Genomic DNA, 6,972 nt, shown 5'->3' with positions numbered 1-6,972 from the left:
AATCGCCAAAAGCCTGAAATCACGAACCAAGCGCATCAACCAACGGTTCTTCGAACCCTCCATCTGCTACACAACAGAACTCAGCTCATCATTTCCGTCACTATCGGGCTCTTCATTTTTTAAGGAATGATTTTCTGAGAAGGACTGTGCAGCTGATTTATTTTATCAACTGACACCTTCCTCCGCCCGAAGCCTCAGATACCCACAACTCCAGTATCTCTTCAGAGAGCGCTCCATCTTTTATGAAGCCCTGAGCACGGGCTCCTGTAGTTTCAGAAGCCACCACAAAATAGAGCTGTAATGCTAGTCTTTGGCAATGAACCCATCATCACTACGCCAGGTTGAAGCATTATCTATATAAATCCGGTGATGTATAAGAAGAAAATTGATCAAAATTACTCCATTTTCCGTTTTTTAATTGTGTATCTGGCACTATTGATTTTTTATTATATTTTCTATTTTTTATCACTACTGAACCGAGAATTGGCCATCCATAAACATTAACTCTGTTATTCTTCCATCAACTAATAATTTCTGTATAATTATTACTATTAAAACCACCATAATTATTTTTTAAATTTATATCGGGAGAAATTATATTTGTATTTATATACATACCATGATGTAGTTCTTTAATTTGTTCAAATGTTAAAGGTTCCTCAAGCATTGCGCCCTGAGCATCAAACGCTTTTACACGCAAAACCATCCGGGTTAAATTGTTAGTCTGGCCAATGTAAAACGCCGCAATAGCATTATCACCATTAGCGATAGAGAACGCTCCAAGACGTGGGTCAAGGCCCGAGAGAGCGGCTTGTCCATCTCCTCCATTAGCACTCCCTCCAGACGTAAAAACACATAACGAGCACCCGGCACCAAAAGAGCCATATGGGCCACTCCAAATGCTTAAAGACTAATGCTGAGTAAACACTATGTCTTTTGCATTTTCACCTTTAATAAATACGGGATAAGCGCCAAATACAATAGTTTCATACCCCTGAATATACAAATCAAATATTTTTTAAGGTAAATTATTAATAAGATAATTTACTGTATAAAAATAATAATTACCATTTACCTCTTTGTATTTTTTAAACATTATGGAATTTTCAATTGATAGACTTTTACTATATTCCACACTTGAATTTTCTTTAGCCCAGGAAAAACCATTCATTGATATATAAACACTTATTTTTTCAATTTACTATTTATCATCATTTCCTGACTCGTATTACCTGTTTGCTTAAAAACTAAAAATGTAGATTTTCTCAGAGGATGCCGTCAGGTTAATACGATGCCATCATGTTAAGTTTGTGTCGTTAAGAAAATTGCTGGGGGTACTGTCTTTTTAAATCTGAAGAGTTACATCTGATGATAATCCGGCTAATTTTCAGGCTGGAAAAGTGACGATACTATTTCAACTGGTCCTCAAAAACAGGATTCAGGAACTTCAATTGGCGGTTTTTAGCTCTATCTGGCAGCATAAGACAAACCGAATTCATAGCACCACCGACGGATCGTTTTATATAATATGACAAGGCCGTAGCTTAGTGAAAATTGACAATACAAACAGACCGCATGAGCGATCACTTCACCTGAAGAACGACGTTGCTTATAACTTATTGAACAGACTTTCGTTCCTCACTTAATGTGACATGACCACAGGCTCTTCGGTCTCTCTATTTGACAGTATCCTTCACTCTCTTGTTTTATTGCAAATTTCTCACTTCGAATTAGAATATAAGAACCTTTATAAATTTTCCTCAGGATGTTTAAATGTTGTTTAATGAACTACAAATTATAAATTGGAAAAAAAAATTCATTGAAAAAGAATACATAAATCTATGTAAATATCTAGATGAAAGCGGCAAAAATGCTCTAGATAATTTTATAAGAAATAATTCTTCAATTGATATAAGTGAAGAATATATGAATAAATTAATAAGTGAAAATAAAGAATCCGGTTTAATAAATGCATTTTATTATGTGTTTAAAAGAAAAGTTGATTTTTTATGGATGGGTTTATTTGACTTTTTAAGTCAAAAATACTCCATAAAAAACGAAAAAAATAAAAATTTATTTTATTCTGATTTTAATGACGGTTCTTATAACAACATAATCAGACAATGCCGTCCTGATAAAAATAAATACGAATATAATTCAATTGTAAATATTGGATTTTATAATAAAAATAAGAACTTTATATATAAATGCTACGATGATCAAATGTCATCTGATTATTTAAAAAATGAATTTAGCCATAAAATGAAAGAAGTATATAATTCAATTGCGGTAGCGCAAGCGAAGTCTGACTTTTTTCTTGTAGCGTCTTTATATAAAGAAGGCGGAGTATCTTCAGATGTTTGTTCAATATGTGTGTCAAATATTAGTAATATTATAAAATCAAGCGATATTTCGATAACATTTGATGGTTATGGATTTAATAAAAGATTTTTATTTTCAAAATCAAACAACAAACTATTTAAAGAATATTTATATGATCTCATTGAAAAATTAGATCATATGGGTAGTAATTTTGATTATAACAGATTTTCAAGCCGAAATGCTTTCAATGATTTTATACTGGATTTTTACGTACTTAATATAGATTTTTTCGAAAAAAATAATATAAATTTCTTACCTGAAGATTTATTTAAATCTTATGTACACGATGGAATTTCCGAAGAAGAGCTATCGAACGACAATCAATCATCAGCCATTAGCTTTAAATCATTAAGTAAAGAAAGCTGGGTAAAAAATGATTCTATATTTTATGAAAACACAATAGTTTCTGATAATTATATATCTAATAGAAATGATAACATATCTGTCATTGGAAACGACGCCAATCCCGTTATATCCGGCCAGTCTCAACATTCATATGCTATATCATCTATAGATGTTGTCAGAATGAAAAATATAGCTTTATCTGGCCATGCCTGTATATGGTCAAACGGCCGGTTAATTAATTTCGAAACATATTTATCTTTTGTCGCTGAAGACGAATATAAAAATGGATTTTGGAAAAAGCCGGAAAAAGATAACATAACACGTGTTATAGATGACGAAGTCATAATTGCATTTAGTGCAGGTTATGGATGTTATGGTCATTATCTGGTTGACGACCTTCCACGCTTAGGCGCCATAAAAAAACATATTGGAGATGATTTTTATAATAAAAAATTTATAATACCAAAAAAGACCCCTAAATGGGCCATAGATCTGTTAAATTATCTTTTGGGAATAAAAGAAGAAAGCTTAATCTTTTTTGACCATGAAAATGATATTTTTCATTTAAACAATGTTATTCTTTCGTCTTTTCCAAGCCGACACTATAAATTTCATGGCTTCATAAAAGAGTTTTATGATAACATTCCCAGAAATATGATTTCTGACAGACCATTCAAACGTATTTGTCTATCAAGAAAATCCTGGGAAAAAAATAAAAACAATCAAAGGATTTTTGTACAACAAGACTTTTTTGAAGAAATGGCCACATCAAGAGGCTTCTCGATTGTACGCCCTGAAACACTTCCTATACAAGAACAAATCGATCTTATGGCGAATACCTCATGTCAGGTAGGTGAACATGGATCAGCGCAGCATGCATCTGTTTTTAACTCTTATGGCATGACCATCGGTACCTTAAATCCATTAACGGAAGTTCAGGTTAACCTTGGAAGAATTTATAACGATAAGAACTTTCTGTGCTATCACGATGAAACCAGCGTTGATTCAAATAATAACTACTATTTCTCAATAAAAGAAGAAAAAATAAAATTATTCTTTGATGAAATAGAACGACATGAAGAAAAAAAAATGAATTTAATAGCTCCCAGGGAAATGTACAGGCAATAAGCAAATCAAAGGAGATGCTGTCATCTTTAAGTCTGCAGGCTTAAATTGACCTCTCATGGAGATAATTTTCAGGCTGGAAGAGTTGTCACACTGTTCCAGCCGACGAAAACTGGCAGACAAATACTAATGTACCCCCTCCCCCGGTAATGTAGCCGTTTAAAAATAGTCTCCGATCGCGACGGGCACGAACAGATAAGACGTTGTCGTTTTACGGAAGAGCAGATCAGAGAACTCTTTAAGAAACAGGACCAAATTACATTCTGGATTAATTTAAAATCATGTACATAAACAAAAATGTAATGTTTATCCCCGGAGTAAAAGCCTTGCGTTCAATACGGTGTGTAAGCAGCTTCATGCTGGCTGGTTTACTGTTATCGGGATGTGCAACCGAATCATCGCACACAGTCCCGGTGCCTGTCGTTGCAAGCGCCCAGACCCCCTATAACGGACCACGCGTTAATATCGCTGCTGGTAAATTTGCCAATCGTTCAAACTATATGAACGGTATTTTCTCTGATGGCATTGACCGTCTTGGCAACCAGGCCCGCACCATCCTTCTGACACGTTTGCAGCAAAGCGGGCGCTTTAATGTGATGGACCGCGACAACCTGACAGAAGGCAAGCTTGAAGCGGGCTTTTTAAAAGAACAGCAATCAATTAAAGGCGCAAACTATCTGATTACAGGTGATGTTACCGCCTTTGGCCGTAAAGAAACCGGCGATATGGAGCTGTTTGGCATTCTTGGTCATGGCCGCCATCAGATCGCATATGCCAAAGTCAGTATACAGATTGTTAACCCTCTGACTTCACAGGTTGTGGCCACCAGTGAAGGAGCCGCTGAATATAAACTGACAAACCGCGATATCATTGGCTTTGGCACCACGGCTGGTTATGACTCAACGCTCAACGGCAAGGTGCTTGACCTGGCAATTCAGGATGCGGTGAACCACCTGGCGCAGCAGGTCGATGCCGGACAGATGCGATAATTTTCAGCAACGGGCTCTGACACTACATGATACTATCAAAAAAAACACTGACCAGCCTGCTGCTGCTGTCGGGGCTGGCAGGCTGTGGCAAGAGCACACCGCCCCTGTATAGCTGGCAGAATTTTCAGACCCGGCAATATGTTTATATGCAGGGCACAACCGACCCGACAAAGCAGATTCTCGATCTGGAAAAAGACGAGCAGAAAGCAACGGCAAAAAACCTGGCTCTGCCACCCGGGTTTCATGCGCATCTGGGTATGCTCTACGCTGCGGATAGTAAAACTGACCAGGCACAACAGGAGCTGAATAAAGAAAAAATGCAGTTTCCTGAATCCACGACCTACATGGACTTCCTGCTAAAAAATCTTGGCCGGCCGACACAAAAGGCATCTTCATGACATTCTCACGCGCCCTGCGACTATGCGCCAGCCTGTCTGCCACACTTACTCTGGTTGCCTGCGCCAGCAAGTCTCCGCCTGACTATACAGCATTTCGTAACGCCAGGCCCCGTTCTGTTCTGGTTATGCCGCCGGTCAACCACACAAACGATATCAAGGCTACGGCAGGTGTCATGTCTCAAATGACGATGCCAATTGCGGAAGATGGTTACTACGTCGTGCCGGTAGCTGTAGAAATGGAGACATTCCGCCATAACGGACTGGATGCACCAGACGACATTATGCAGGTGCCTGCTGCAAAATTACGTGCTATTTTCGGTGCCGATGCCGCGCTCTACAGCACAGTCACCTCTTACGGCACGTCTTACAATATTCTGAGCAGTAATACGATTGTCACGGTTTCAGCCAGGCTGGTCGACCTGAAAGACGGCAGTATTTTATGGAGTGGCTCTGCCAGCGCCACTGATCAGGATGCAGGTGGCTTTCAGATGAACGGTATCGTGGGTGCACTGATTAAACAAACCATTGGCTCTCTGAGTGACGAGAGCTTTTCAGTCGCCCGTGTGACAGATGCTCGCCTGCTCTCTGCCGGCCCCCCTGATGGTCTTCTCTACGGCCCCAGAAACCCCCGCTACGGCACTGATTAATACAACCGTTCAGCTCCTAAAGCCGGTCGAGATGATGGCTCTGCCCAAAGGGATCACGCACCTCAAGCGGGCCATCAACATAACCTGGGCCAAGCGGAATTTTACCGTAGCCACCAGGAATATCGAGTACATAAACAGGCCATGCCAGGCCTGTAACACGCCCCCGCAAACCAGCCAGAAGACGCTGTCCCTCTTCAACCGGCACATGAAAACGCGCCGTACCCGGGGCCTGATCCAGCTGATGCAAATAATAAGGGCGCATACGCACAGCAACCATAGCACGAAACAAAGCTTCAAGTGCTTCTGTGCTGTCGTTCACACCACGTAGCAAAACAGACTGCCCGAGCAGCGGAATACCCTGTCTGACCAGACGTTTGAGAACATCCTGCGCGGCGGGGGTCATCTCACGTACATGATTAATGTGCACCGCTACCCAGACAGCTTTATCAGATTCCAGCGCATCAAGCATAGCCGGTGTCATTCGCTCAGGGGCCGCAACCGGCACACGCGTATGCAGACGAATCGTCGTAACATGAGGCATAGCTGAAAGAGCCTGCATAATCTTCTCAAGCCGGCGGGGCGAAAGCATCAGAGGGTCTCCCCCCGTCAGAATAACCTCCTGAATCTGCGTGTGCTCACTCAGCCAGTTCAATGCGACATCAAGTGCTGCTTCATCAAGCACACCACCATCGGGACCGACATGCTCACGTCTGAAACAAAAGCGGCAATAAAGCGGACATACAAGGAGCGGTTTCAGCAACGCCCGGTCAGGATAACGATGTACAATGCCCGGCACAGGTGAAAGTGCCTCATCACCAATGGGGTCAGAGCGCTCCTCAGGTGTTATCAGCAGCTCTTCAGGAGAAGGAATAACCTGGAGACCAATCGGGTCATCCGGCGTTTCTATTAATGCCTGAAATGCCGGCGGCACCGCTGTCGCATATTGCCGGGCCACAGCCTCCAGCGCGTCACGCTGTTCAGCAGGTGCTAAGCCTGCAATAATCAGATCCTGTGGCGTACGGAGCAGCTTACGCGGTAGAACACCCGCTTTATCGTTCTCTGCCATATCACTGTCCTCCTCTTACC

General features: G+C 40.9%; 6 protein-coding genes. 4 read left to right on the top strand and 2 right to left on the bottom strand.

The genetic code is table 11. From position 1 onward, the window contains the following. Window positions 1-520: 520 nt before the first annotated feature. A complete protein-coding gene (locus tag HK11_RS11000; RefSeq protein ID WP_143216395.1) occupies window positions 521-700 on the bottom strand; it encodes a hypothetical protein in 180 nt (59 codons plus the stop codon). A gap of 1,073 nt (window positions 701-1,773) precedes the next feature. Here HK11_RS11000 and HK11_RS10995 point away from each other — a divergent pair. The 4 genes from HK11_RS10995 (at window position 1,774) to HK11_RS10980 (ending at window position 5,886) form a co-directional block, all read left to right on the top strand. Continuing rightward, entirely contained in the window at window positions 1,774-3,855 is a 2,082-nt protein-coding gene (locus HK11_RS10995) for a glycosyltransferase family 61 protein (protein WP_086555387.1), read from the top strand. 323 nt (window positions 3,856-4,178) lie between these two features. Continuing rightward, on the top strand, window positions 4,179-4,841 hold the full coding sequence (locus tag HK11_RS10990; RefSeq protein ID WP_233127808.1) for a CsgG/HfaB family protein: 663 nt from the start codon (window positions 4,179-4,181) through the stop codon (window positions 4,839-4,841). A 26-nt stretch (window positions 4,842-4,867) separates the two neighbouring features. Next, complete coding sequence (locus HK11_RS10985) at window positions 4,868-5,239, top strand: DUF4810 domain-containing protein (RefSeq protein WP_086555386.1); 372 nt, start codon at window positions 4,868-4,870, stop codon at window positions 5,237-5,239. Next, the gene (locus HK11_RS10980; RefSeq protein WP_086555385.1) at window positions 5,236-5,886 is read left to right on the top strand and encodes a DUF799 domain-containing protein; all 651 of its coding nucleotides are present in this window, start codon (window positions 5,236-5,238) and stop codon (window positions 5,884-5,886) included. Before HK11_RS10985 ends, HK11_RS10980 begins: the two co-directional genes overlap by 4 nt. 16 nt (window positions 5,887-5,902) lie before the next feature. Here HK11_RS10980 and HK11_RS10975 read toward each other — a convergent pair whose 3' ends face one another. Continuing rightward, window positions 5,903-6,952, bottom strand: coding sequence for a lysine-2,3-aminomutase-like protein (locus tag HK11_RS10975; RefSeq protein WP_086555384.1), 1,050 nt, complete (start codon window positions 6,950-6,952; stop codon window positions 5,903-5,905). Between the last annotated feature and the right edge of the window lie 20 nt (window positions 6,953-6,972).

The sequence above is a fragment of the Acetobacter sp. DmW_043 genome (assembly GCF_002153485.1).
GTDB lineage: Bacteria > Pseudomonadota > Alphaproteobacteria > Acetobacterales > Acetobacteraceae > Acetobacter > Acetobacter thailandicus.
The sequence above is the reverse complement of the archived record's forward strand: the minus strand, read 5'-3'. Positions and strand labels throughout refer to the sequence as shown.

What these genes read in the sequence shown, in the direction of transcription:
- HK11_RS10995 (WP_086555387.1), top strand. Translation starts at nt 1,774, where the DNA reads ATGTTGTTTAATGAACTACAAATTATAAATTGGAAAAAAAAATTCATT.
- HK11_RS10985 (WP_086555386.1), top strand. Translation starts at nt 4,868, where the DNA reads ATGATACTATCAAAAAAAACACTGACCAGCCTGCTGCTGCTGTCGGGG.
- HK11_RS10980 (WP_086555385.1), top strand. Translation starts at nt 5,236, where the DNA reads ATGACATTCTCACGCGCCCTGCGACTATGCGCCAGCCTGTCTGCCACA.
- HK11_RS10975 (WP_086555384.1), bottom strand. Translation starts at nt 6,952, where the DNA reads ATGGCAGAGAACGATAAAGCGGGTGTTCTACCGCGTAAGCTGCTCCGT.